At 55.6% G+C, this 25,472-nt stretch carries 22 protein-coding genes and 1 pseudogene; 8 read left to right on the top strand and 15 right to left on the bottom strand.

The features are described 5' to 3' along the window. Together pglZ and brxL are read left to right on the top strand one after the other, a co-directional pair. The coding region (gene pglZ, locus Q2B33_RS13785; protein WP_300822855.1) for a BREX-1 system phosphatase PglZ type A at positions 1-1,827 on the top strand (1,827 nt) is incomplete at its 5' end. Positions 1,828-1,848: 21 nt separating this feature from the next. Beyond that, the gene (brxL, locus tag Q2B33_RS13780; protein ID WP_300569728.1) at positions 1,849-3,912 is read left to right on the top strand and encodes a protease Lon-related BREX system protein BrxL; all 2,064 of its coding nucleotides are present in this window, start codon (positions 1,849-1,851) and stop codon (positions 3,910-3,912) included. Between the two features lie 209 nt (positions 3,913-4,121). Here the strand turns inward: brxL and Q2B33_RS13775 are convergent, their stop codons facing one another. The 9 genes from Q2B33_RS13775 to Q2B33_RS13735 form a co-directional block, all read right to left on the bottom strand. Next, positions 4,122-5,273: an amidohydrolase gene (locus tag Q2B33_RS13775; RefSeq protein ID WP_300569790.1), complete on the bottom strand. Its 1,152-nt coding sequence runs from the start codon at positions 5,271-5,273 to the stop codon at positions 4,122-4,124. Positions 5,274-5,399: 126 nt separating this feature from the next. Continuing rightward, positions 5,400-6,389 (bottom strand): peptidoglycan DD-metalloendopeptidase family protein, encoded by a 990-nt coding sequence (locus Q2B33_RS13770; RefSeq protein WP_300569725.1) that lies wholly within the window; start codon positions 6,387-6,389, stop codon positions 5,400-5,402. A 188-nt stretch (positions 6,390-6,577) separates the two neighbouring features. Next, the gene (locus Q2B33_RS13765) at positions 6,578-7,777 is read right to left on the bottom strand and encodes a hypothetical protein (RefSeq protein WP_300569720.1); all 1,200 of its coding nucleotides are present in this window, start codon (positions 7,775-7,777) and stop codon (positions 6,578-6,580) included. Positions 7,778-8,202: 425 nt separating this feature from the next. Then, complete coding sequence (locus Q2B33_RS13760) at positions 8,203-8,697, bottom strand: SseB family protein (protein ID WP_300569718.1); 495 nt, start codon at positions 8,695-8,697, stop codon at positions 8,203-8,205. Between the two features lie 266 nt (positions 8,698-8,963). Next, entirely contained in the window at positions 8,964-9,851 is an 888-nt protein-coding gene (locus Q2B33_RS13755; protein ID WP_300569715.1) for an N-acetylneuraminate lyase, read from the bottom strand. 52 nt (positions 9,852-9,903) lie between these two features. Beyond that, the gene (locus Q2B33_RS13750) at positions 9,904-10,932 is read right to left on the bottom strand and encodes an exo-alpha-sialidase (protein WP_300569712.1); all 1,029 of its coding nucleotides are present in this window, start codon (positions 10,930-10,932) and stop codon (positions 9,904-9,906) included. A gap of 82 nt (positions 10,933-11,014) precedes the next feature. Then, on the bottom strand, positions 11,015-11,875 hold the full coding sequence (locus Q2B33_RS13745; protein ID WP_300569709.1) for a carbohydrate ABC transporter permease: 861 nt from the start codon (positions 11,873-11,875) through the stop codon (positions 11,015-11,017). After that, positions 11,869-12,813: a sugar ABC transporter permease gene (locus tag Q2B33_RS13740; protein ID WP_300569706.1), complete on the bottom strand. Its 945-nt coding sequence runs from the start codon at positions 12,811-12,813 to the stop codon at positions 11,869-11,871. The genes Q2B33_RS13745 and Q2B33_RS13740 overlap by 7 nt, the downstream gene beginning before the upstream one ends. A gap of 114 nt (positions 12,814-12,927) precedes the next feature. Next, positions 12,928-14,613, bottom strand: a complete 1,686-nt coding sequence (locus Q2B33_RS13735) for a DUF3502 domain-containing protein (RefSeq protein WP_300569703.1) — start codon at positions 14,611-14,613, stop codon at positions 12,928-12,930. Between the two features lie 353 nt (positions 14,614-14,966). On the opposite strand from Q2B33_RS13735, the gene Q2B33_RS13730 reads away from it, so the two are divergent. After that, complete coding sequence (locus tag Q2B33_RS13730; protein ID WP_300774572.1) at positions 14,967-15,818, top strand: AraC family transcriptional regulator; 852 nt, start codon at positions 14,967-14,969, stop codon at positions 15,816-15,818. Here Q2B33_RS13730 and Q2B33_RS13725 read toward each other — a convergent pair. From Q2B33_RS13725 to Q2B33_RS13710, 4 genes and pseudogenes are all read right to left on the bottom strand, one after another. Continuing rightward, a pseudogene (locus Q2B33_RS13725) lies at positions 15,777-16,124 on the bottom strand (hypothetical protein); the annotation flags it as partial. The gene Q2B33_RS13730 and the pseudogene Q2B33_RS13725 sit on opposite strands and share 42 nt — an antisense overlap. 57 nt (positions 16,125-16,181) lie before the next feature. After that, a complete protein-coding gene (locus tag Q2B33_RS13720; protein WP_300569696.1) occupies positions 16,182-16,601 on the bottom strand; it encodes a DUF2871 domain-containing protein in 420 nt (139 codons plus the stop codon). 13 nt (positions 16,602-16,614) lie between these two features. After that, positions 16,615-17,280 (bottom strand): hypothetical protein, encoded by a 666-nt coding sequence (locus Q2B33_RS13715; RefSeq protein ID WP_300569693.1) that lies wholly within the window; start codon positions 17,278-17,280, stop codon positions 16,615-16,617. A gap of 163 nt (positions 17,281-17,443) precedes the next feature. Beyond that, positions 17,444-18,001 (bottom strand): TetR/AcrR family transcriptional regulator, encoded by a 558-nt coding sequence (locus tag Q2B33_RS13710; protein ID WP_300569690.1) that lies wholly within the window; start codon positions 17,999-18,001, stop codon positions 17,444-17,446. 270 nt (positions 18,002-18,271) lie between these two features. Here Q2B33_RS13710 and Q2B33_RS13705 point away from each other — a divergent pair, with 270 nt between their 5' ends. The 3 genes from Q2B33_RS13705 (at position 18,272) to Q2B33_RS13695 (ending at position 22,354) form a co-directional block, all read left to right on the top strand. After that, a complete protein-coding gene (locus tag Q2B33_RS13705; protein ID WP_300569687.1) occupies positions 18,272-20,053 on the top strand; it encodes an AAA family ATPase in 1,782 nt (593 codons plus the stop codon). Positions 20,054-20,237: 184 nt separating this feature from the next. Then, positions 20,238-21,041, top strand: a complete 804-nt coding sequence (locus Q2B33_RS13700; RefSeq protein WP_300569684.1) for a sugar phosphate isomerase/epimerase — start codon at positions 20,238-20,240, stop codon at positions 21,039-21,041. A 161-nt stretch (positions 21,042-21,202) separates the two neighbouring features. After that, positions 21,203-22,354, top strand: a complete 1,152-nt coding sequence (locus Q2B33_RS13695) for a Gfo/Idh/MocA family protein (protein WP_300569681.1) — start codon at positions 21,203-21,205, stop codon at positions 22,352-22,354. 175 nt (positions 22,355-22,529) lie between these two features. Here the strand turns inward: Q2B33_RS13695 and Q2B33_RS13690 are convergent, their stop codons facing one another. Both Q2B33_RS13690 and Q2B33_RS13685 read right to left on the bottom strand, forming a co-directional pair. Beyond that, a complete protein-coding gene (locus Q2B33_RS13690; RefSeq protein WP_300569676.1) occupies positions 22,530-22,724 on the bottom strand; it encodes a hypothetical protein in 195 nt (64 codons plus the stop codon). After that, a complete protein-coding gene (locus Q2B33_RS13685) occupies positions 22,699-23,244 on the bottom strand; it encodes a hypothetical protein (RefSeq protein ID WP_300569673.1) in 546 nt (181 codons plus the stop codon). Before Q2B33_RS13685 ends, Q2B33_RS13690 begins: the two co-directional genes overlap by 26 nt. Before the next feature lie 210 nt (positions 23,245-23,454). Between Q2B33_RS13685 and Q2B33_RS13680 the strand changes: the two genes are divergently transcribed. After that, on the top strand, positions 23,455-24,402 hold the full coding sequence (locus tag Q2B33_RS13680; RefSeq protein WP_300569670.1) for a glycyl-radical enzyme activating protein: 948 nt from the start codon (positions 23,455-23,457) through the stop codon (positions 24,400-24,402). Positions 24,403-24,405: 3 nt separating this feature from the next. Next, a partial coding sequence (locus Q2B33_RS13675) for a pyruvate formate lyase family protein (protein ID WP_300914073.1) occupies positions 24,406-25,472 on the top strand: 1,067 nt, incomplete at its 3' end.

Genomic DNA, 25,472 nt, shown 5'->3' with positions numbered 1-25,472 from the left:
CCAAAACCATGGAAGATGTTCCAGTCCTATAAGTCCGGCAATATTATCGCCTTTCTCGACAACCTGATGAATAGCGTGATCTATCGGGAAACCTACGATGCACTGTCCGCTCATGTCGCAAAAAGTTTGAATGCCGGAACGGTCTTTGCCGGATACTTGCCGGAGGATTTGGTGGGGTGCGATACATTCCTCTGCATTGACCAGATTATCATCAAGTGGATGACTGACAGGCTCCTGAACGAGGACATTGGCGCGAAGCTGGGGACTCTGACGATTCCGCAGGTCTGTGAAAAACGGCAAAAGATGCACTTTGGCCCGCAGATGGAACAGTCCTACAGCCTTCTTGACAGCGCATATCATCTGATAACTGCCGCCGCCTATCATTGTCCGGATGGGTTCAAGGCTATTGTGGATAAGTACCGGAATACAGATTGCCAGATTGATTCTGCGTACAGGCGGTTCTACTTTGCCTATGACCAGCTTGCGGACACGGCTGATTTTGAAATGCTCCGGGAATTGGCAGAAAACATCTATACCAATGAGTTCCTGGCCAAATTGCTCCCCAAATGGAACGCCGGACTTGTCGATGGGGATTCGCTTACAAGTATTCCGGCGCAAGTTGACTTCTTTTCCCGGCATATTAAAAACGCAAAGGACCGTGTTGTTGTCATCATCTCCGATGCGCTCCGCTTTGAGGTCGGTCGGGAATTGTTCCAGAGGATGCAGGATGCTCCTAAGTGCGTCTTTGCGAAGCTGGAGATCCAGCTTGGCGTCCTGCCCTCCTACACCCGGCTGGGCATGGCTGCGCTGCTCCCCCATAAGTCTCTGACCATGACGGACGACTACCAGGTGCTTGTAGATGATGTTCTTTGCGACAGCCTGGCCGGGCGGGAAAAGGTTTTACAATCCTATGTACCTGGAAGCGTCTGCGTCCAATTTGATGATATGAAAGCTCTAAAAAAAATGGAACTGCGGGAGATCATTACCGGGAAACAGGTAGTTTACATCTACCATAATCAGATTGATGCCCGCGGCGATAAACTGAATACAGAAAACGAGGTGTTTTCCGCCTGTCAGGAAGCAATCCAGGAAATTATTGATTTGATTCATCGTATTGCGGTCGGCGCAAATACGATTCATTTCATCGTCACAGCCGATCACGGCTTTATTTACAAGCGTGACAAAGTGACCGAAAGCGGCAAGATTGGCGGTGTAAGCGATAAGGGAGCTTTTGTGAACCGCCGATTCATTGTATCCTCTGCGCCTGTTATGGATAATGGGATTGCGAATATGAGCATGGGAACCGTATTGCGGAACAATGATCCAAAAGTTGTATCTTTCCCTGTCAGCAGCAATGTGTTCAAGGTTGCCGGGGGCGGTCAGAACTATGTCCACGGCGGGTCTTCTCCGCAGGAAATGCTTGTACCGGTCATTGATATACGGATGGAAAAGGGGCATATCGAAACGAAGAACGCTGAGATCGCCCTGGTCAGCATGGTCCAGAAGATCACCAATAAAATCACCATATTGGAATTTATCCAGTCGGAGCCTGTCAGCGATACGGTCAAAGCAACGACCTATAAAATGTTCTTCATGTCGGAGGACAATGAGCGTATTTCCAACGAGGTTAGCTTATTTGCCGACAGTCGGGATTCGGATGCGCTAAAGCGTATGTTCCGAATGAAGTTCCAGTTCAAGGACAAACGATATGACAGGGATAAGCAGTATTTCCTTGTTGTATATGATGATAACACAGGTTTAGAGGTTTTCCGCCACCCCATGCTTATGGATCTTGCCTTTGCGGATGACTTCGGATTTGGTATATAATACGTCTGCGGAGGTAGCACCATGCCAGATATAACAGAGAGTGAAGATCGCAGAGCTGTCCTGAAGGGCAAGCTCCGCCAGTGGTTCGATGGGAAGATTGTTCGCAAGGATCTGACGAAAAAAATCAAAGAAGGCGCCAACGTTCCCGTCTATGTCTTAGAGTTCCTGCTGGGGCAGTATTGCAGCTCGGACGACCCGGAAGTTATCGAGGAGGGTGTGGGCAGTGTCAAGCGCATCCTTGCTGACAACTTCGTGCGCCCGGATGAGGCACAAAAAATACTGTCTATGCTCCGCCAGCGAGGGAGCCACACAGTCATTGATAAAATTACAGTTATGTTGAACATTAAGGAAGACCGCTATGAGGCTGAGTTTTCTAACCTTGGCCTGAAAAACATCCCTATCCACGAAGATTACCCGACTAAGTATGACCGCTTGCTCTGCGGGGGCATCTGGTGCATTGTCCAGTTGGAGTATGAGTATGTTGAGGAAGATAAGAAAAACGGAAACCCGATCCGCATTTATAAACTGACACCAATCCAAATGCCCCATGTGGATATGGAGGAACTGAAAGCAGGACGCAAGGCATTTACCAAGGAGGAATGGATCGATGTGCTTTTGCGCTCTATCGGCATGGAACCAGACGAATTGGAGGAGCGCGTGAAGTGGCTCTTGCTTGCCCGGATGCTGCCGCTGGTGGAGAACAACTTTAACCTCTGTGAGCTTGGCCCTCGCAGTACGGGAAAATCCCACCTGTATAAAGAAATCTCTCCTAACAGCATCCTTGTTTCCGGCGGTCAGACGACTGTGGCGAACCTGTTTTATAATATGGGCAGAAAGACGGTCGGGCTTGTAGGGCTGTGGGATTGCGTGGCCTTTGACGAGGTAGCGGGTATCAACTTCAAGGATAAAGACGGTATCCAGATCATGAAGGACTATATGGCATCCGGTTCCTTTGCCCGTGGAAAAGAGGAAAAAGCCGCCTCTGCGTCTATGGTGTTTGTCGGGAATATCAATCAGAGCGTAGATGTACTCCTGAAAACATCCAGCCTGTTTGAGCCGTTCCCGTCAGAAATGGGGACGGATACAGCCTTTCTTGACCGTATGCACTGCTACCTCCCCGGCTGGGAAATCCCCAAGTTCCGCCCAGGGCATTTTACAAATGACTATGGGTTTATTACCGACTATCTGGCGGAATTTCTCCGGGAACTGCGGAAGGAGCAGTACGGCGATGCCCTGGACAAGCATTTCCGGCTTGGCAAGAACTTGAATCAGAGGGATACGATAGCTGTCCGTAAGATGGTTGGAGGCTTTTTGAAACTGGTCTATCCTGACGGAGAGTTTTCAAAAGAAGAACTGGAGGAAATCCTCGCCATCTCCCTTGAAATGCGCCGCCGTGTCAAGGAACAGCTTAAAAAGCTGGGTGGTATGGAGTTTTACGATGTTAATTTCTCGTATATTGATAACGATACCTTCGAGGAACACTATGTGTCCGTGCCAGAACAGGGCGGCGGAAAACTTATCCCGGAGGGAATATGTAATCCGGGGCAGGTCTATACCGTTGGGAATGGCAAATCAGGCATGATGGGCGTGTTCCGCCTGGAAAGCCAGATGCTCCCCGGAAACGGCAAGTTTGAGCGTACAGGCATAGGCTCTGACCGGGATTGCAGAGAGGCCGCCAACACAGCATTTAATTTTCTGAAAGCAAACGCAAACCGCATCAGCGGCACAATCAGCACCACAACGAAGGACTACATCGTGAATTATCAGGATCTGCAGGGCATCGGAATGACCAGCAGGCTCGCTCTGCCAACCTTAATCGCAATCTGTTCTATCGCACTGGGAAAGCCAACGCTTAGTTCCCTGGCTGTGCTGGGTGAGATCAGCATCAGCGGCACCATGATGAAGGTGGAGGAACTGGCAAACGCACTGCAAGTATGCCTGGACAGCGGAGCAAAAAAAGTGTTGTTGCCAATGACCTCGGCGGTGGATTTGGCCACCGTCCCCGCTGACCTTATCAGCAGCTTCAACCTGATTTTCTACAATAGCGCAGAGGATGCTGTTTTCAAGGCATTGGGGGTGGAATGATTGGTTAATGACAAGGAATAATTTCCTTGAAACACAATGCCAGAAAGAAAAGAGTCGCTGATCAGATGTGAACAGTGGCTCTTTAATATTTTCGGAGAAACTATCCTTGGCAAATGGCATCTTGCCTTTGAATTCTATTGTATATGTGCATCATGTTGCTGTGGGCGGCGAAGCCGCAAACAGTAACGGCAGCCTGACAGACCTCCCCGTCAAACTGCCTCCTCCGCTTTGTCGGCCTCATATGCGATTTCCCCGTCGATGATGGTATACAGCGTCCGTGTGAACACTTCCATGGGATTCCCGGTGAAGACGGCAATGTCCGCATCCTTCCCCACCTCCAGGCTCCCCACCCTGTCCGCCACGCCGCAGATCAGGGCGGGATGGATGGTGATGGCCTTATAACCCTCCTCCAGCGCCAGGCCCGACTTCACCGCCAGCCCCGCGCACAGGGGCAGGGATTGGATCAATGACACCGGATGGTCCGTGGTGATGGCGGTGATGACCCCGGCCTGGTTCAGGACGCCCACGGTCTTGAAGGCCATGTTCTGCACCTCGATTTTGCTTCTGCTGGCCAGGTCGGGGCCTACGATGGCCGGAAAGCCCTCCGCCGCCAGTTCCTCCGCAATCAGATGCCCCTCGGAGCAGTGGTCCAGGGTCATCTTCAGGTTGAATTCCTTTGCGATCCGCACTGCCGTGAAGATGTCGTCCACCCGGTGCACATGGGCTTTCAGGGGAATCTCCCGCTCCAGCACCGGCATCCAGCACTCCAGCCGGAAGTCTTCCTCAAAGCCCTCCCCGCTTTCCGCCGCCTTTTTCTTCCTGTCCCTATAGGCCATGGCCTTCGTCAGCTCCTCCCGCAGCAGTCCGGCGATGGCCATCCTGGTGGAGGGGCTCTTCCCCTGGCCGGAGTAGTTGACCTTGGGGTTCTCCCCGAAGGCCACCTTCATGGCCGCAGGGGCCTTCACCACCAGGTCGTCCACCCGCCGTCCCCTGGTCTTCAGAAAGGCGAACTGGCCGCCCACCACGTTGGAGCTGCCGGGGCCTATCATGGCCGAGGTGATGCCCGCCCGGACGGCGTCGTCAAAGGCGGCGTCCATGGTGTTCACCGCATCCACAGCCCGCAGCCAGGGGGTGACCGGGTCTACCGTCTCATTGCAGTCGTCCCCCTCCATGCCCTTCTTCTCCTCCGTGATGCCCATATGGCAATGGGCCTCTATCAGTCCCGGCATGATCAGGCCGTCCCTCGCCAGGATGACCCGCTCGCCGGGAGCGGGGCACAGGGCGCCGTCCCGCTTTCCGATCTCCGCAATCTTTCCGTCCAGAACCCGGATGTATCCATCCCTGATGTCTCCGTTGGACATGGTCTTAATCAATCCGCCAACAATATACACGTCAACCTCCAACCCGGGCCCATCTGCCCATGCCGTCCAAACCCAAACCTAGGCGCCCATTTCACAAGCCCGGGTTCACGCATTCTTCCCACGCTTTTACTGCAGCAGCGTCTCCGGATTCACGGGAGCGCCGTTCATGGTGAGTTTCAGGTACAGATTGCTTCCCTCCACGCTGAAATACTTGGTAGGCGACGCAATGAAGCCAATGACCTGGCCCGGCTCCACATAGCTGCCCTCCGCCACCTGTATCGCATCCAGTTGGCCGTAAGTAATCTGATAGCCGTCCCCCAGATCCACCGTAAGGGCATGCCCGATTTCCTCGTCCTCAAAAACAGCTATTACCTGTCCGTCCGCGCAGGCCGCCACCGCGGCTCCCTGCTCCGCCGCTATCATCAGGGCCGGATTGTACTTGAACTGGTCCAGCGTGGAGAAATAGACGCCGCCGTCCATGCTGAAGGGAATCAGCACCTCGCCGCTCACCGGGCGCAGCAGACCCTCGCTCTCCGCAAAATGCAGGGTCGGCACGGATACCGCGCTGCCGTCCGTGCTGTCGGCCTCCTCCCCTGCCCCTGTATCCTCGGCGGCGCCTGCCTCCTCCTGGGGCGCATCCGGCGTGGCCGTGGCGTCAGCATCGGAATCCGCCCCCGCTTCCGGCTTCTCCATCGATACCTCAGGCTCCTGGGCAATGGTGTCCTGGCCCCCTATATCCTCCGGCATCCCCTCCGCGACGCCGTCCGTCAGCCCCGGTATGGTCACCAGCGGTGAGCCCGCCTCCATGGGCAGATAGTCCAGGTCGTCGTCCTTTCCGGCGACTTCCTTCGTGGCATCCGGCGCTTTGTCTGCGGAATCATCCTTCTTCGTATCCGCCTTTTCTTCCACCGGCTTGTTCTGGGCAATCTCCTCGTGCTTGTTCTCCACATTGTCCTCCAGGGCCGTGAAGTCGATGGTGTAGCCGTCGCCCTGCTCCTCCGTGTTGTTGGACTTCATGTAGATCCCCGTCATGGTCAGTGCCGCCAGCACGAACACCGATGACGCGATCATGATGGTGCGCTCCTTTTTCGCATTGTTCCTTCTGTTTTTTCTCATAGCTGCCTTCCCTTCCTTCTTCTTTCAAAGCAAACTGATATTGATATCCAAATATCCCAAAATCTGTGATATTCGTTTTCTCGCTAACAGTTTGCCCTAACGGAATGGAATTATGCATGAAAAAAGACAGCTTCTCTTCCCGAAAAGCCGTCTTTCTCTCTGATTTCATATCAAATTGTCCTGTTGCCTCAGGCCTGGGCCTGGTATTTCGCCACGTCCACATGCTGCACCGTGCCCGCCGCGCCGTTCTCGTAGAGGAACACGCCGCTGTTGCGGATAGCGCCCTGGGTCTGGCCGGAACTGCCCTTTAAGGTGAAATCCGTGGAAACGTTCTGCAGGCAGATGGCGCCTACGCCCTTGTCCGCCAGCCTGTAGAGCACATCGTTGCCCTCCTCGTCCTTGCACCAAATTTTCAGCTTATCCCAGACGGCATCGTTCTCGTCGATCCAGCCGTTGCCGTCCTCATCATACTGGGCCAGATCCGCGAAGCCATTGCCGCTGGCGGTGCCGAAGAGCTCGCTGCCGTCGTTGATCTGGCCGTCGCCGTTCTTGTCTAATGCCAGGTATCCGCTGCCCGCGCCCAGCTGGGATATCTCGTCCAGCTCCCCGTCCGCGTCTATGTCGAAATAGAAGGTCTGGTCGGAGAGGGAGGCCACGTCCGTGTCCAGGTTGATGACCAAAGGATCGCACATGGTGAAGCCTAGCTGCATGCTCTCCATATAGCGCTCCTGGACGGTGCGGCTCATCCCTACATTAATGTTGAAATCAATCTCCCTGCCGTCGGCGGTGCGCACCTTGCCCACTGTGGAGAAGCTGGTCTCCTCGGATTCCACTTTTATCGTCTCGTTCACATAGGAGAGCACCCGCATATTGGCGATGTTCCCCGGGAACAGATCCTGCTGCCCCTCCTGGCCCAGGCCGCCCGTACCGCCTGCATTTTGGCTGCCGGAAGGGGCATTCCCGTTCTGCGCGTCTGCGCCGCCCTGCTGGGTCAGGGACTCATAGGGCGTCATGGCCCGGTTCTGCCCCCACTGGCCGAGGCGGTTCCTCCTGGCGGAAAACAGGATGTCGTAAATATAGCGTATGGTAGTCTGGCGGATATTGGCCAGGGTGTCGCTGGCGGAGTTCCTGACCGCCACGTTGGAGCCTTTGCTCTGAAGCCTCCCCTGCCAGTCCTGGAGCGTGGCGGACTGGCCGGCTCCCGTCTGCGCCTTCTTCGCGCCTGCCCACCCGCTTCCCTGGGCGTCCGCCGCCCCTCCGCCCAGGGCAGTGTTCAGGCCTGTCAGGCTCCCCTGCATCTTCAGTACGGTAAACCGTCTTATGGAGACCGCCGTGGAATGATAATTTCTGGACGACGCCATCCCCACTGTACCGGAATCAATCTTCAAATCTTTCCCCCTCTTTCATGTCCACCCGTCCCGCAGGCTCTCCGGTCTCCCATCCTCCCTGATGCGGATCCCGTCCTCCCGCCGGACTTTTTATGGTTTCCATCCTGTCCCCCCAATGGTCCCGCGGCATCCTCTGCCGAAAGCCCATGGCCGTCCCTGCAGACTTTCCGCCACGCCGATACATCTGTCACATCAGCGGCATCGCATCGCGCCCGGAATCCCTTTCCTGCTTCCCATCGGGAACGGCATAAAAAAATGGCATTTAGACAAGGAAATCCTTTCCCTGCATAAATACCATCCGTGGTGTCCATATCTAATCTGTACTCGGCGCAGTCGGCCGAACTGCTTTCCTGTACTAAGTATATCGACATGTTCGCGGCTTTCTTTAGCCTATTTTTTCCATCTTGTCCGACCGCCGGCCCCAATCACTTCTTCTGCTTCTGGGCCGCCTGCTTGGCCTGGGCCGCCCTGGCGGTCATCATGCCGGCCAGCATCTCTCTGGGCAGGATGATATTGGCCCCGAAGGGATTGACCACCATGCCCAGGGCGGGACAGAGGTTCCCCTTGGGATCCCGGCGCAGTATCATGGCTGCGTATTCCTCCAGCTTCAGGGCGAAGAAGGGGAATTTCTGGTTCTTCTCCTGCCATTTGTCGTACTCGGCCGCGTCCGTGAAGGCCATGAAGAATTTCGCGCCGTCCGGCGTGTTCAGCATGGGGAACTGGACCTTGCTGTTGGGAGCCAGGACAAGCTTGCCCTCGGCGTCCTCCGTAGGGGCCGGTTCGATGATGGCCGGGGTGAGGAAGCTGGCCTTGGTCAGCTCTCCCATGAACATATTGCGGTGCGCGGGCGTGTCCTCGGCCTTCATCAGCTCCAGCGCGCCTACCAGCATTGGATTGGATACGGTTTTATTGAATTCCATATGGTTACCTCCCTGTCCGCCTTACGGGGGACAATTCCTTAGAATCATGCTCTTAATCACGGTCCCGCAACAGAATCCGGGGGCGGATTCCATTGCCCGTAATCTACAATAGAATCCAAGACAGGATTCTATTGCCTGTGATCTACAATAGAATCCTGTCTTGGATTCTATTGTCATAAACCCATTATAGCCAGTAAGCACGTCTTTCGCAACTAAAATTTCTATTTTCAGGCGGTTTTCCACATGGCGGTTCCTGAAACGGAAGATTACACAGCTGTCTGCAATGTAGGAAGCGCCAGGCGCAGCAGCTTCTCCTTCTGCGCCCCGCTCAGAGGGGCGAAGGGAGACCGGGCCTGCCCCAGCGGAAAGCCCAGCCCCTCCATAATCGCCTTCTCCCCCTGCATCACGCCCACTTCCACCAGCGCCCGCAGGATTGTGTTGACTTCCCTCTGGAGGGCCTGTGCCGCGGACATGTCATTCTCCTGGAAGAGCCTGCGGATTTCGATATATTTCTCAGCCATGAAGTTGAAAGTGCTGCCGATTCCACCGTCCGCCCCCATGGACAGCCCTGCCAGGAACATCTCGTCATAGCCGTTGTAGACGACTTTGTCCGGGAAGCCCGCCTTGAACTGTTCCAGGGCATAGAAATCCGAAGAAGTGTGCTTCACCCCCAGGAACCTGTCGTCCGCCAGGAATTCCCTGATATTGTCCGTGGTCAGGTTCACCCCGGAAAAGGCCGGGAAATTGTAGATCAGCATGGGCAGGTCCACCGCGTCCACAATGTCGAAGTAATACCTCCGGATCTCCTCAAAGCTGAATTTGTAGTAGAAAGGAGCCACGGAGGAGATCGCGTCATAGCCCATCTCCTTTGCCTCCCTGGCGTATTCAATCGCCTGCTTCGTGGAAATGCAGCCAATGTGCGCGATCAGGGTACATTTCCCTCCGGCGCGGCTGCTGACGGCCTCCATGACGGCCAGGCGCTCTTTCGCATCCAGCAGGAACACCTCCGCCGTACTGCCTGCCACATAAAATCCGTCCACGCCCTTCTGCAGGTTATAGTCCACCAGCCTGCCAAGCACTTCTGTGTCCACCCGGTCCTGTCCGTCAAACGGCGTCAGCAATGCCGGAAATATTCCCTTGAATTTTTCGTTCATGGTCTGTCCAACCTTTCCCCTGTATATTATACTGCTTAACGATTTCACTTTGTCACGCTTCCCTGTCCCAGACCCCTGCTGCCAGCACCAGCTCCCCGATTTCATCGCCTTCCTGGCGCTCATAAAACAGGTACACCTTCCCGTCCGCCTCGGCGATATCCGGATATCCTCCCACGGAGTCCACCTCCCAGACCTTCTCCCAGCTGCCCCCATTGTCCCGGGACCGCTTCACAGTCAGATGGATCCGCCTTTCGGCATCCTCGCAGTTGGCGAACAGGATTCCCTCCGCCGTGGAAACCATGCTGCCAAAGCACCTCGGATCCACCAGCTCTTCGCAGAACCACCTGGACTCCAGGCTCTCGCCCCCGTCACAGGACAGCCCCAGGGCGCGCCTCCTGCACTCATCTGTATTGCGATAGTTGAACAACAGTTTACCGTCTTCCGTCTCCGCCACCGTGGTCTCGTTGCCGTTTGCCAGCCCCTGGGCCAACGCTCCCGCCTGCCATGTCTCTCCATGGTCGTCGCTGTAGATCGCGCCCGCCACGCTGGGGGCGTGGGCACGGGTCATCCCGTCCCGGGACACTTCCCCCAAGGCCAGCCAGACCGGGGCCACCAGGCGGCCTGTCCCGGTCCGGATTCCATGGCCGGGGCCTGTGGCGCAGACATTCCACTCATAGGGGAACCGGCGGTAGCTCTCCGTAATCTCTCTCGCCTCGCTCCAGGTCTTCCCATCGTCGAGGCTGGTGATCAGGAAGGCCCGCTCATAGTTTTTGTGGTAGATCAGGTGCACCCTCTCCCCGTCCGGAATCAGCACCGGATTGTTGTAGGTGCGCATGGTTCCGTCAGGCGGCAGGGTGGACTCGCCGATCCTGTGCACCTGGCTTAGCTCTCCGTCCCGCTCCCTGCGCAGAATCAGGATATCGATGTCCCCCCAGTCTCCCAGCCTGCTGTTGCGCGCCTCCAGGACCAGAAGCAATGCGTCCCGGACAGGCAGGATGCCGGGAATCCGGTAATACAGATATCCTCCCGTCCCTTTCCTGAACAACACCTTTTCTTCAACGGTACGTATCTTCCCTGGCATATCAGTTCTCCTCTCTTATCGTAATGCCATTCCTTAAAGCCATTCTCTAAAGCCATTCTCTAAAACCATTCCACAAAGCCGCTCAGCCCTTCACCGCGCCCACCATGGTTCCCTGTACCAGATACTTCTGCACAAAGGGATACCCCATGAGAATCGGAATCGTAGCCACCATGACAGTGGCGGCACGGACCGTCTCCGGTGTAATGTCCGCCATGGTTGCGGCATTCCCGCTGGCCGTCAGTTCGTCTCCCGTGTCGATGAGGCGGCGCACCACTGTCTGCAATACCAGAAGGTTCTTCCCGTTGGCATAGACCATGGAGTCGAACCACGCGTTCCAGTGGCCCACCACCGCCCACAGAGCGATGACCGCGATCACCGCCTTGGACAACGGCAGGATGACCCGGAGCATGATTTGGAACGTATTGGCCCCGTCGATATAGGCGGCCTCCTCCATCTCCTTGTCTATGCTGCTCAGGAAATTCCGCATGATGATGAAATTCCACGCCCCCGCCACCCCCGGCAGCACCAGCACCCAGCGGGTGTTGAGGAGGCCCAGTTCCTTGATGTTCAGATAGGTGGGCACCATGCCGCCCCCGAAGAACATGGTAAAGACGATCAGGAAATTGATCAGCGACCATCCCGGTATCCCCCTGTGCCTCATGGCAAAGGCCGCAAGGTAGGTGACGGATACCGTCAGGACCGTTCCCACCACCGTGCGCCAGATGGTATTGGCATACCCCACGAAGATGGAGTTGTCCGCGAAAATGGCCTTGTACGCATCCAGGCAGAACTCCTTTGGCCAGAATTTGAAGCCGGGGGCATTTGCGTAAATCTTGTCGGAAAAGGAGAGCACTATCGTCTGCCAGAAGGGGTAGACGAAGACGAACATCAGGACAGCTATCACCAGATAAGTGATAATCTGCGGTTTTTTCTTCTTTACCATAAGCTTTCCTCCCCCGAGCTCAAATGCTTCACCACAATGTTCGAAATAATTACCAGGACAAAGCCGATGCCGTTCTGGAAGAACCCTGCGGCAGTGGCATAGCTGAAGTTGAAGCTCTCCAGGCCCTGGCGGTACGTATAAGTATCCAGCACATCTGCCACATCGTAAACGGCGGGCGAATAGAGATTGAAAATCTGGTCGAAATTGGAGGACAGCAGCTTCCCGATCTCCAGGATGAACAGGGTCAGGATCGTGCTGCGGATGCCCGGCAGCGTGATATGCCAGATTTCCTGCAGTTTCTTCGCGCCGTCCACCCTCGCCGCCTCATACAGGTTCGGGTCGATGGCCGTGATCGCCGCGATGTAGATGATCGCGCTCCATCCCGCTCCCTTCCAGATATTGGTCAGTATCAGCACGCCCCGGAAGACATTGGAATCCGCCAGGAAGTACACCGGCCCCCGGCCCACCATCCCCAGGAGGGCATTGATCGGGCCGTTCAGCGCCAGCACATCCGTAATCAGGGACGCGGCGATGACCCAGGAGATGAAATGGGGCAGGTAGGATGCGGTCTGGAAGACCTTCCTGACCCGCCGGTTGCCGATCTCGCTGATGAAAATCGCAAGGACAATGGGCACCGGCCAGCTGAACGCCAGGTTCATCAGGCTGATGATCAGTGTGTTCGACAGCACCTCCCAGAAGGACGCCGCCTCGAACAACTGATTGAAATATTTGAGGCCCGCCCAGGGGCTCCCCATGATCCCCTCCCGGATTTTGAAGTCCTTGAAGGCCAGTACGATTCCATACATGGGCTTGTATCTGAAAACAAAGAGAAATATCATGAACGGGAGCAGCAGCAGATAATAAGCCCTGTTCTTATAAATCCTTTTCAGCAGCCCCTGCCCGGCTGTCCCCGCCTTGTTCTTTTTCGTTATCCTCACGCAGTATTTTCCTTTCTTCACGCCTGATTCCCGCGATTCCCAAAAGAAGCGGCACGGAACCCTTTGGAAGCGATCCCGTGCGCACAGAACACCTTCTCTCAGAATCTATCCTGCCTATTTCATCCGCTCCTCATACTCCGCAATGATCTTGCCCAGGCCTGCATTGTCAAGATTCTGCAGGTATCTGTCCCATCCGTCCTCCAGATTGTCGGCGCCAAGTAAGACATTTGTGTAATATTCGCTGACCACCTTGCTGACCTCGCTCTGGTACTGGTCTCTGGCCGCATTGACAGGGCAGTCGAAATTGGTCATGGGCAGGGTGGGCCAACTGTTGGACTTGTCTATATTCTCCTTGTCCCGCTGGGAGAAGGTCAGGGTCTCCATGTAGGGATCCGTGGCCCCCACGGCATAGAAGGTAAAGTCGATCCCCTTCTCCGCCTTATCCGCAACCGTCAGCTCCGGATTCACGCAGAGCTGGCCGTCCACCATGGTGTAGTCCACGCCCTCTTCGCCATAGAGCATCTTGGTCAGCAGCTCGTGGTCCGTGGCCATGCCCTCCAGCATCTTCAATACGGCGATCACCTGCTCGTCCGTAGCGTTGGCGCCGAAGAGAAGGGATGCCACGCCCGCCGCGTTGGGATAGTTGCAGTTGGAGTAGATCGTGCCGTCCCCGTATTCGCTGGTCAGCGCCGACATCACGTCCACAGTGCCTTCCCCGAACACATCCTCCGCCATGGCCAGGATGCTGGAGGCCCCGCGGAAGGAGTAGAACCAGGTCTGGGAGTCCACCATGGTGCCCACGGTGCCGTTTGCCCATTTGGTGCGCACGGCGGCGCGGTCGTCCGTGATGCATTCCGGATGGATGATTCCCTCGTCGTACCACTCCTTCAGGATGCCAAGGGCAGTGCGGTAGTCCTCCAATGCGCCGTTGAGATAGACAGTGCCGTCCTCCCTCACATTATACTGGTTGGGGGTGGAGATGCCAAAGGCTCCGAAGATCGGCCACATGCCCCTCCAGTTATATATGACGTCGATGCCATAAGTGTCGTCCTTCCCATTGCCGTCCGGATCGTTGTAGGTGAAGGCGTACAGAAGGTCGTGCAGCTCATCCAGGGTGGTAGGCTCCGTCATGTTCAGCCTCTCCATCCAGTCCTTCCGGTAGACCAGGCATGCCGTGCTGATCGTCTTGCCCTCCACGTAAGGGGTGTACAGGCATTTGCCGTCTATCAGGTGCCCGCCGTTTTGGAAGAAGTCCTCGCCCAGCCACTCTGAGTAGATCTTCATGCCCGTGGGATAATACTCCCACAGCCACTCTTCCGGAATCTCCCGGATCATGCCCTGGTCGTAGAGATAGTTCTTGTCCAGATTGAACCAGTAGCTGAAGCATGTCACGTCCGCAATGTCGCCGGAGGCCACATACATCTCTATGTTTTCCGCCGTCACATCCGTGATGGGATTGATCTCCACATTGAAGGTGTCCTCCAGAAGCTGCTCCGCCCATGAATTCTCCGTGACGGTGATGTTGGATGTGTAATAGCCCAGCCAGGTGATCTCCTGCTTTTCCTCCCCGGGGGTATCCTCCGTCTCGGAGGTATCCTCCGCCTCGGAGATGCTCGCCCCAGAGGCGTCCTCCTCCGGGGAAGCGCTGCTCTCCTGGGCGTCGCCGGAAGCGCCTGCTTCTGTCTGCTCCTCTACCTTACCGGAGCCGCTGCCCCCGGTGTCGCTGCTCTGCCCACAGCCCACAAGCATGGATGCCGCCATGGCCAATGACAGGATCAATGGCAATAATCTTTTCCTCATGTTTCTCCTCCTTTTTTGCTCCAACTGTAGTTTCTGCACAAATTCTGAAAAACACTTCTGGCAATATTAGTTTTGGCACATTTTTACAATGACTGCAAGCTTGCATTTTACAGTAGAAAATGTTATTATGATATAATATCAAATCGAAGCCCAGCATTAAATCATCATATTTTAACTGTTTATCTTAGCAATAAAGCAATTAAATTGTGCATGTTTTCCATACTTTGTTCCTATATTCTATCAACAGATAGGCTATAAGTAAATGCAAATAATTGTTATAAAAATGTGCCAATTCTGCTTTTCGGTAAGAGAAGTTACGAAAGATTGCTTTCAGGCCAGCGGAGGATGCATGGATGGATAAATCCAAGATGAATTATATCTATGAATTAGAATACCAGAATATCGGCTATGACTTAAGAAACGCAAAGCCCCATCGTGAAGACTGTATCGAAATGCTGCAGTTCTGGTCCAAGGGAGGGTATTTCATTGTAAGGAACCACATCTTTCCCATTACTCCGGGCACGCTCCTCATCGTCAATGCCATGGAGACCCATTATTCCAATCCTTCCAATGTGGACACCTACAACCGGAGCAAGATCATCCTCTCCTTCAAGCGCTTCCGGCAGATCTGCGAGTTATGTGATTTCAATGCTCTGTATGAAGAGCTGTACCGCAAGGGCGGCTGCATATTTCCCTTCCCGCCGGCGCAGAAGGAGGCGCAGCTGGCCGATGTGCTGTTCCAGAAAGCCTTCCAGCGCTTCTCCAGCGGCGATCCGGATCTGACGGTCCAGGCGGACATCGTAAGCTATACGATCCGCCTCCTCTCTCTGCTCCACACGCCCCCGCGCCCCGCGTCCGCAGTGGTGCAGACAGATTCCACCATATATCTGATGACGGAATATATCAACAATCAGCTTCTGTCCTGGGAGCATGTCACGCCCGAGAACCTGTGCGCGGCACTCCACATCAGCTACTCCTACGCCTCTCATCTCTTCAAGCAGCTGACGAAGCAGTCCATCACGCAGTACGCCACGAACCTGCGCCTGGCGGAGGCCAAGAAGCTCCTGGCCAATACGGACCTGAAGATCTATAATATCGCGGAGCTCCTGAAGTTCAAGGACAGCACCACCTTCTGCAAGACTTTCAAGAAGCATGTGGGCTGCTCACCGGAGGCTTACCGGCGGACGAACCGTATCCTGGACTGAGGGGGCGCCGCCTCGCCTGGGTTTCAGCATGTCCCCATACATCCGCTTAGAGAATCTATGCACACTTTGCAATCTGTACATCTCATAATACATGCCTTTCCTTGCCAGCAACTCCATCGGCGTCCCCTCCTCCGCCACCCGGTCATGGTCCATACAGTAGACATAATTAGCATCCTGAACCTCCCGCTCCGTCTGGAAATCCAGCGCGGAGCTGGCCTCATTCCAGTCTGCGGCTTCCACCCCAAACAGCTTCAGGTTCCCCTCCCCTGGCAGATATAGGCGGCAAATCAACTTCATAAGGGTGGATTTCCCACAGCCGCCGGCATGACCAACGCTTCGGGAATCCGTCCCGCAGCTTCGGCATCACTTCTGCCCTGCCGATACGCTGCGCCCAATCTGCACCAGCAGAATCACCAAGCTGGCCCCCAGCAGGATATGCCCGATTCCCGCCATGCCGGAAATCGCAGCGCTCATGCCGGAGGAAAGCCCGGGCGACAGCACCTGGGCCACGCCCCGCACCACAAGCATCAGGGCGGCCAGGTTCAGGCCCACATGATAGACTGCCAGCACCAGCCCGGTCTTCGGCCCGGTGAAGGAAAAGCTCTTTTCCAGCAGGAGCAATAGCAGGAAGAGCACCATGCCCAGCAGGAAATAGTGGGTGTGGACCACAGACAGGGTGGTCTTGCCGGTAAAGCCGTTGAATTTGGTGAACTCCCTGTAGAACACGCCGCCTGCCATGGCAAGGATGGCATACAGCAGAGCCGCATTTATGTATCGTTTCATTGTCGTTCCTCCTTCATCTGCATTCTTGTCTCATAGCGGAATATCCGATCAGCACTGTCCACACATAGGCGCAGGTCTTGGGGATCATCAGCATCCCGATCAGGGGAATGGCATCCGCCCACAGCACCACCGGAATGTAGAAGCCGAAGCTCAGCACGATGGTCAGCCACATCCATCGGAACGCCTTATCCCCCCGCTCCTTTACGCTGCCATAGAACAGCACGATCACCAGAAGGCCTAGCAGGGCGAAAGGGATATTGCGGTAGATGCCCCAGGAGAGGGGCGCTTCTGTGCTGAACCACCGGTTCTGGGGCATCATGCACAGCGCGATCCGCAGGCCCGCCAGTCCGTACACGGCGGCGGTGAGGCCGCCCCGGCCTTCAATCTCATACCGATGCCTCCAGACATAGTAGAGCAGCACATAAAAAACCGTCATCGTCACCGAGGTGATCCACTTTCCAAGGCCCAGGGGAACGGTATAGCTTTCCAGGCCCGTGGTGCACAGGGCCAGCGCCCGGGGGACCAGGTGGAAAGAGTCGCCCGCTCCCAGCACTACAGCCATCCATCCGAACAGAAGGAATTGGCGGTTTCCTCTGCTGCCCCGGATTGTCAGGATCCCGATGGTGATGACGGAGATCAGATAGACGGCATCGAACAGGGTTTCTACGATTGCTTGCATATTTATCCTCCTTATGCTCCGTTTTATTTGAACTGTGGCGGCGGCAGACGCCGCTGTGCCATAGTCACGGCCAGACAGCGCCCGGGCAGAGCAGGAAGCGCCCGGACCTTTTGGTGAACAAAGTTCATTTTCCCGGATAAAAAATCCCACGGCCCGGTGGGATTCAGTAAAGGGTCCTGCGGACAATCTCCAGCACGGCAGACGGGTCGTAGTCCTGCCGCAGCAAGGCTGACAGCATCAGGGAGAACAGGACGTCCGCGAATCTTTCCGCCGTAAACAGATCCGTAAAGGCGTCCGCCCGGATTCTGGCATCCCGCTTCAGGACGGCGCACAGTTCCTCCCGGATATGCTGCCAGGTCTGCTGCATCCTCATCTGCTCCCGGACCTTCTCCTCCCCCAGGAAGCCCAGGGAGTGCAGCGTGAAAAATCCGGGATACTGCCTGGAGCCGTATTCCATCTGTCCGTATATCCAGGCAATGCAGGCCTGCGCGTCCCCAAACACCGCTCCGTCCTCCGGACGGCGGAAGATCTCGCCCCAGACGCTTTCCACTGTAGCGCCCACCAGCGCAGCCTTGGAATCGAAATAATTGTAGATGGATCCCACCGATACCCCGCAGACAGCCGCGACAGAGCGGATATTGACCGCGGACCATCCCCGCTGTCTGATCAGTTCCCGGCTGGCCCTCAAAATGTCTTCTTTTGACGTCACAACTGTATTCATCCGATCACCTCAATATGAACAATGTTCATTATAGCGGTGGGGGGATTCTTTTGTCAAGTGCTTTTAGAGAAAATCCTTTCTGTCCTACTGGTGCATTGTGTTTTTTCAGCAGGTCATTTTTCCTGTCGGGAGCGGTTTCTGTAATGCCCCTTCACCAGTGGATTTCAGGCTTGTGGATTTCCGCGGGGTATAGTAGAATGGGAGTATCAGAGACGCAGACCCCCGCTGGCGGGCAGCTTGGCGGTTTCCCTTGATGATTGGAGGCAATGAATGGCAAGGACTGTCGGTATCGGGCATCAGGATTTCGGGCAAGTGATTCAGAATCATCTCTTTTACGTAGATAAGACGCATTTCATAAAAGAATGGTGGGAGAATGGGGATTCCGTAACCCTGATCACCCGCCCCAGGCGCTTCGGCAAGACCCTGAACATGAGCATGGTGGAGCATTTCCTCTCTGTGGACTATGCGGACAAAGGACATCTGTTCGAAGGGCTGGCAATTTGGCAGGAAAAATCCTCTGATGGGGCAAATCCCCTGGAAGGGGATTGTAAGTACCATCAGCTCCAGGGCACCTATCCGGTCATCTCCCTGAGCTTTGCAGATGTTAAGGCAAGGCTGTTTACAGATGCCCGGAAGATGATGTGCCAGACCATCACGAATCTGTACAATAAATATGACTTCCTCCTGGAGACCGGCTGCCTCAATGAAAGCGAGAGGTCCTCCTACAGACAGGTGTCCGTGAATATGGAAGACTATATGGCCGCCAGCTCCCTGAGGACCCTGGCCGACTATCTCTCCCGCTATTATGGGAAAAAGGCAATCATACTGCTGGATGAATATGACACTCCCATGCAGGAGGCTTATGTGTCCGGATACTGGCAGGAGATCGTGGACTTCATGAGGGCCCTCTTCAATTCTACTTTCAAGACGAACCCTTTCCTGGAGCGGGCCATCATGACGGGGATTACGCGAGTCAGCAAGGAATCGATTTTTTCTGATTTGAACAATCTGACCGTGGTGACATCCACTTCCGAAGCATATGCTGACAGCTTCGGCTTTACAGAGCAGGAGGTATTCGCCGCACTGGACGAGTACGGAATGTCCGACAAAAAGGATGATGTAAAAAGATGGTATGACGGCTTTACATTCGGAAAAAAACGGGATATTTATAATCCCTGGTCCATCCTTAACTACCTGAAAAACGGAAAGCTCACCACCTACTGGGCCAACACCAGCTCCAACAGTCTGGTAGGCAAGCTGGTCCGGGAGGGCAGCCGCGAACTCAAGATGACCATGGCGGATCTGCTGGATGGGACTTCTCTCCGCACGCGCATCGACGAGCAGATTGTCTTCAATCAACTGAACGATGACGAGAGCGCCATCTGGAGCCTGCTCCTTGCCAGCGGATACTTGAAAGTGGAGGAATGCGTCTTCGACGAGGAAAGCGGCGAGGACGACTATGTCCTGTCCCTGACGAACAAAGAAGTCCGCATCATGTTCCGGCGGATCATCAGAGGGTGGTTCGCGGGCTCTGCCTCCTCCTACAACGGCTTCCTCCAGGCGCTGCTGCAGGACGATCTGGAGGCCATGAACGCTTATATGAACCGGGTGGCCCTGGCTACCTTCAGCTGCTTCGATGCGGGGAAGCAACCGTCCAAGGCGGCGGAGCCGGAGCGCTTTTACCATGGCTTCGTCCTGGGCCTGATGGTAGACCTGTCCGACAGATATGTCATCACCTCCAACCGGGAGAGCGGCTTCGGGCGCTACGATATCCTGCTGGAGCCCAAAGCGTCCGGCCAGGATGCGGATGCGATCATAAATAATCGCGAAAAGGATGCGATTAAAAATAATCGCGAAAGGGATGCGATTATTATAGAGTTCAAAGTCCATAACCCGAAAAGGGAAAAGACCCTGGAGGACACTGTCCGCGCCGCCCTGGACCAGATTGACGGGATGCGTTACGACGCTGTCCTGCAGGCCAAGGGCATACCGGCAGAGCGCATCCGGAAATACGGTTTCGCGTTCCAGGGCAAGGAGGTGCTGATCGGATAGGCGCAAAGCCATTCGGCGCCCCTGCTTTTGCCAAATCATAGGCCGGACAGGAAAAAAACCAAGATAGCAGAATCGTATGAATAAAACAGCAATAGAAATCTATCATTTCCCGCCCGTTTCCTTTAACATAGAAAATAGTAAAATATCGTTTCCGTAAAAAATATGCCGAAAGGAGAATATCACTATGAAAGAACGTCTTATCGCACTGCAGGTCTATTCCGTCCGCGATGCCGCCGAGGCGGACTTCGCAGGCACCATGCGCAAGGTGAAGGAGATGGGCTACGACGGCGTGGAGCTGGCCGGAACCTATGGCATGACTGCCGTGGAGGCCAAGAAAATCCTGGATGAAGCGGGCCTGGAGCTGGTCTCCGCCCATGTGCCCATGGACCAGCTGGAGGATGACGCCGTCCTGGACGACTATGCCGCCGCAGGCTTAAAGCACATCGCCATCCCCTGGCTCACCGGCCCCAAGACCAAAGAGGAGCTGGACGCCGCCATCGCGCGGATCCGCAGCGTGGGCGAGCGCTGCAAGGCCCGGGGCATGCAGCTTCTGTACCACAACCACGACTTCGAGTTCGAGAAGATCGATGGCCGGTACATACTGGACGCCTATTACGCCGAAATCCCCTCCGATCTGCTGCAGACGGAGCTGGATGTGTGCTGGGTCAACGTAGGCGGCGAGAAGCCTCCCGTGTATGTCCGCAAATACAGCGGCAGGGCCCCCATCGTGCACCTGAAGGATTTCTCGGGCCAGAAGAGCGAGAACATGTACGGCCTGATCGGCACCGACGGGAAGAAGGAGGAGGCTTCCGGCAAGTTCGAGTTCCGCCCCGTGGGCTATGGCCTCCAGGACGTGCCCTCCATCATCGCCGCCGCGGACGACGCGGGAAGCGCCTGGTTCGTGGTGGAGCAGGACATGCCCAGCATGGGCCGCACCCCCATGGAATGCGCCCAGATGAGCATCCGTTACCTGAGGTCTTTCCTGTAAATCACATATATGCGCGGGAGGACGGTTCAGCCATCTATCAGCATGGCGCTTTCCGCCCGCGAGTCAGACAGCATGGAACGGCATTCCAGGAAGAAAAGCATTCCAATGGCGAATGATGGCGAACATGCGTATATCATCATATATAAAAAGGAGCAACAATCATGGCAGAGAATATTTTGAACCGTTTTGAGAATATTTACGATGAAGAGCCCGAAATCGACACCAGCGTAAAAGTGAAGGTGGGCATCATCGGCACCGGCTGGATCGCCGAGGAGCATGCCAGATGCTATAAGGCCATGCCCGACGTGGAGCTAGTGGCCGCCGCGGACCTGGTGCCCGGCAAGGCGGAGAAGTTCTGCAAGACCAACAAGCTGGAGGGCGTGCGCTGCTACGAGAGCGGCCATGCCATGCTGGAGGCCGAGGACCTGGATGCGGTCAGCATCTGCACCTACAACTGCCAGCATGCCCCCTGCGCCATCGATGCCCTGGAGCACGGCGTCCATGTGATGCTGGAGAAGCCCTTCACCGTCACCGTGGACGAGGCCGTGGAGGTCATGCGCGCTGAGAAGAAGAGCGGTAAGATCCTCACCATCGGCTTCCAGCCCAGGATGAGCGTGAACATGAAGCGCATCAAGCAGATTGTGGACTCCGGGGAGCTGGGCAAAGTCTATTACATCCAGTCCGGCGGCGGCCGCCGGGTAGGCATCCCCACCCCTTACGGCACCACCTTCATCGATAAGGAGACCGGCGGCATTGGCGCAATGGGCGACATCGGCTGCTACTCCCTGGACATGCTGCTGAACGCCGTGGGCTATCCCAAGCCCCTGACTGTCACCGGGTATACCTCCGACTTCTTCGGCAAGGATCCTAACTACTACCCCGGCCATCCGGAATACGCGGATGTCTTCGGCGTGGATGACTTCGCGGCGGGCTTCGTGCGCCTGGAGGGCGGCATCATGCTTGACTTCCGCATCTCCTGGGCCATGCACATGGACACCATGGGCGACGCCATCATCCTGGGCACCAAGGGCGGGCTGAAGATCCCTTCCACCGAGTGCTGGAACGGCGACTTCGACAAGCCCCTGAAGATCTACAAGACCATCGCAGGCAAGCCTACCTGCACAGAGATTCCCCTGGATCCCAGCGGCGACCTGTTCCACGAGAAGCTCCGCTCCTTCGTGACAGCGGTGAAGACCGGCGGCGCAGCCACCATACCCTCCAGCCAGATTATCTACAACCAGGCCATCATCGACGGCATCGTCAAGTCCAATGCTGTCGGACATGAGATTCCTGTGGAGATTCCGGAAGTCTAAGAGGCTGTAATTACCATTTTATACTGCAGACCGGTTAAATTTGCAGTGCAACCCGACTGCAGACCGCCAGCCAAGCACTTTCCCGGAGACGCCACTGTAAATCCTGGCGGTCTGCAGTATAAAAAGGCATGCGCTCCTGGCGCATGCCTTTCTTTGTCTCTATCGTCTTCAGTCTTCATGCCTCGATAAAAAGCTTTTTTTCAGCATCCGAAAGACTGGCAATGGGAACCCCCTTTTCCTTTGCAAAATCCCGGATTCCCCTGAGGTTCAATTTCACCTTCGGGAGTTCGCTTGCCATGATTGGTTCTGGCATGACTTCCAACTGTTTATAATATTCGGCATAATTAAATTTCCTCATCTGTCCACTCATAGTCATATATCCTCCTTATATCCGCTGCTTCCCTCTCATAAACAGCTATTTGATATGGGTGTAGCATAGCGATATGCTCTGCTTTAAAAACTTCGCAATAATGTTTGACCAAATCTATATTAGCCGCATGACCTACCACGACTCCTCCAAATCCATATTCTTCAGATTTATCCGCCGCTATCGCGAACAAATGACCGCCCACACCTGCATATTTTGGATTATCGCACAGCATTTTATTATTCTGTGGTGCCGTGCACATCCAAGCAATATATACTGCCTGGAAGCCCTCATTGCGGCTTAGTGCAACTAACCCCTGGATATCCACTGTCCCTTTTACCACCAGCGCATAAACCTCATGTTCCTGTAAAAGCTTTTCCCAATTCGTATACCAACCATTTTTCTTATTGAACTTTGACAAAAAGCTCTTCCGTCTGATTCTAACGACTTCTGTTGGCACAAAATCACCAGTGTCATTATCCTTCAGGCAAGGTGTCAAGTCATCTATCCACACATTTATCATGTTGCCGCTCCTCTTAATCTATAACCTGCTTTATGGATTCTTAATCTTTTTCTATTATTATACCCTGTGACAGTCCCTTCTGCAACCGCAATCTCAAGTCTTTCCCCCGTTATCCCGCCGCATTCGCCCCCGCCTCCATTTCTCTCTTGACAGCCCAAAAAGCCATGGAGTACAATTAAGGTTGAGAAATTATGCGAGGAGTTGGCTGGAATGGGCAAACCGTTGATATTCAATATCCAGAAATATTCCCTCCACGACGGCGAGGGCATCCGCACCACCGTCTTTTTCAAGGGCTGCCCGCTCTCCTGCTCCTGGTGCCACAATCCGGAGAGCCAGCGCTTCGAAGCAGAGCTCCTCTTCCACGCCGACCGCTGCACGGGCTGCGGGGCATGCAGCCAGGCTTGTCCGCAAAGGGCCGTTTCCATGGAGAGCCTGTCGCCACCAGCCCCTGCGCTCCCCGGGAAATTCCTCCCCCGCCTGGACCGAAGCCTGTGCCAGGGATGCGGCACATGCGCAGCCGCCTGCCCCTACGGTGCAAGGGAGGCGGCGGGAAAAGAATACCCCCTCCCGGAGCTGATCCGGCTACTGGAGAAGGACTGGATGTTCTACGAGCGCTCCGGCGGCGGCGTCACCCTCTCCGGCGGCGAGCCCCTGGCCCAGGACATGGACTACATAGAAGAGCTGGCCAGGCGCCTCCACGCTCTGGGCTACAGCGTGGACATCGACACCTGCGGCTGCGTCCCCTACGAGCATATCCGGCGGGTGCTCCCCTATACGGACACCTTCCTCTACGACATCAAGCTGATAGATCCCCGGGCCCACCTGGCGCACACCGGGGTGGACAATCGGCTGATTCTGGAAAACCTGAAAGCCCTCAGCGCGGACGGTGGGAAGATCCAGATCCGCCTCCCCCTGATCGACGGCGTGAACGCCACCGAAAAGCATCTCACCGACATCATTTCGTTCCTACAGGACAATGCAATCAACCCATACCGCATCAACCTGCTGAAATACCACAGCACAGGCAGCGGCAAATACGCCAGGCTGGACCGTCTCTACCAGGGGGCCTCCATGGCGGAGCCGGATGCCCAGTGGCTGCATCAGGCAGGGCAGCTGTTCCGGCAGAGCGGTTTCCAAAATATCCAGACAGGAGGTTAACCAATGGCAAAGACGAAAGAACGCGGCATGAACGACCGCATCAGGAGACTTCGTAAAATCAGCACCGAGACCCAGCCCCACATCTACATGGAGCGGGCCGTCCTGGAGACGGAGGCCTATCAGATGTACGAGGGCAAGGTGTCCGTCCCGGAACTCCGGGCCCTGGTGCTGAAACATTTTTTCACCCATAAAAAGCTCTACATCGGCGAAGACGAGCTCATCGTAGGGGAAAAGGGGGATTATCCCCAGTCCGCCCCCACCTTTCCGGAGCTGTGCTGCCATACCCTGGAAGACATGCACAATATGAACGACCGCTCCGTAGTTAATTTCACCGTGACGGAGGACGACCTGAAGATCCAGGAGGAGCAGATCATCCCCTACTGGGAAGACCGCTCCATGCGCCGCCGTATCCTGGACAGCATGACCCCGGAGTGGAAGGAGGCCTACGCCGCCGGCATCTTCACGGAGTTCATGGAACAGCGGGGACCGGGGCACACCGTGGGCTCCGTGAAGCTGTACGAGAAGGGCTACCTGGACTACCAGGAGGACATCCGCCAGGCCCTGGCCGCGCTGGACTTCCAGCACGACCCGGAGGCCCTGAACAAGCGGGACCAGTTGAACGCCATGTCCATCGCCTGCGAGGCCATCATGATTTTGGGAAAGCGCTATGGGGAGCTGGCCAGGCAGATGGCCGATAGCTGCGCCGATGAGGCCCGCAGAAAAGAGCTGCTGCAGATCGCCGCCAACTGCGACATAGTGCCCGCCCATAAACCGGAGACCTTCTACCAGGCCATCCAGACCTACTGGTTCACCCATCTGGCCGTGACCACGGAGCTGAACCCCTGGGACGCCTATTCCCCGGGACATTTCGACCAGCACCTGGGCCCCTTTTACAAGAGGGACACCGAGGCCGGGATACTCACCAGGGACCAGGCATTGGAGCTGATGGAGTGCCTGTGGGTGAAATTCTACAACCAGCCCGCACCCCCCAAGGTGGGCGTCACCTTAAAGGAGAGCAGCACCTACACGGACTTCGCCAACATCAACACCGGCGGCATCACCCCGGAGGG

The sequence above is a fragment of the uncultured Acetatifactor sp. genome, from assembly GCF_948601915.1.
Classification (GTDB): domain Bacteria; phylum Bacillota; class Clostridia; order Lachnospirales; family Lachnospiraceae; genus Acetatifactor.
The sequence above is the reverse complement of the archived record's forward strand: the minus strand, read 5'-3'. Positions and strand labels throughout refer to the sequence as shown.